General features: G+C 57.5%; 1 protein-coding gene. It reads left to right on the plus strand.

Annotated elements, in window-relative coordinates; all coding sequences use genetic code 11:
- Positions 1-162 precede the first annotated feature (162 nt).
- Positions 163-813, plus strand: a complete 651-nt coding sequence (locus H0485_RS21260; RefSeq protein ID WP_226937868.1) for a plasmid fertility inhibition factor family protein — start codon at positions 163-165, stop codon at positions 811-813.
- The last annotated feature ends 204 nt before the right edge of the window (positions 814-1,017 follow it).

A 1,017-nucleotide genomic window follows, 5' to 3' on the forward strand; every position in this document is an offset into this window, starting at 1 on the left:
TATATAAACCGCCGCCCTCACTCTTATATACCATTATGTTGCACTGCGGGCAAGGCGTAAATGCTCCTAGTGGTGATTTTTATTTGCTCACCGTGTCACTTTTTTTCTTGATCGACTGGGCGCTCCCTTTATCCTGTCATCGGCAAAAGGGGAGCTGTGACATTGGCATTCTGGGACTTCATCACTGGCCGCGCTGGGCGCGATGATCGAGACCCGCGTGAAAGAGGGGCCAAGCTCGATGGGGCGATGGCCGCGATCCATGATGTGATCGAGACGATAAAAGATATGCCTGGTCAGGAACCCCAAGACCCGCTGCCGCTGCTGCTTCCCAGAGACCCCCTAGACTTCCACGGCCTGCCGATTGTGTGGCGGGTCCACCTACCGCAGCGCGAGGCGGTCTATATGGGCATAGGCCGCGCCCCAGCCGGTGAAGAATACGACCGGAAGCGGTATGTCGTGATCGTGCAGTCAGTCCTTTTCTACGCGGCATGGAGAGCTGCCGATCTGGCACTACACGCAGACAGAACAAGGGCGCTGCTGCCCTCTGATATACCAACAGATTATAAGTGGTCAGGTCAGGGGCCTAACTGGACAGGAGGGCGCAGAAACCCCGTCTATTTGCCAGATGTGGGCTACCATCCTTCACGCGGGCCAGCCTTTGTCGATGGCGTCACGCGCTCCCTGTGGCTGGTCTATAACGGCGCTACGAGCTTCCCTGTGGCTGTGTCAGGCAAGGAAAGCGCTCAGGGCCTCTATGCACTTGCAGGAGATCCACGGACCAAGCCAGAGAGCATTCACGCGCTGTCCAGCTAACGCCGGTCGCGCTCCAAGCGATCAAGCGCCCATTCTTCTGATACCTTTCTCTGCCTTCTAAGACCCTCGATTTTCTTAACTGCCGCAGGAGAGGGAGAGCTAACACCTGACAGCCCATGAGCCGCAGCCTCACGGCCAGAGTTGAATACCGGCACATCGGGCGAATAGTCCCAGACAGAGGGATCGAGCCGAGCGGCATGGAAG

This window comes from Pseudogemmobacter faecipullorum (assembly GCF_020539525.1).
In the GTDB taxonomy this organism is placed as follows: Bacteria; Pseudomonadota; Alphaproteobacteria; order Rhodobacterales; family Rhodobacteraceae; genus Pseudogemmobacter; species Pseudogemmobacter faecipullorum.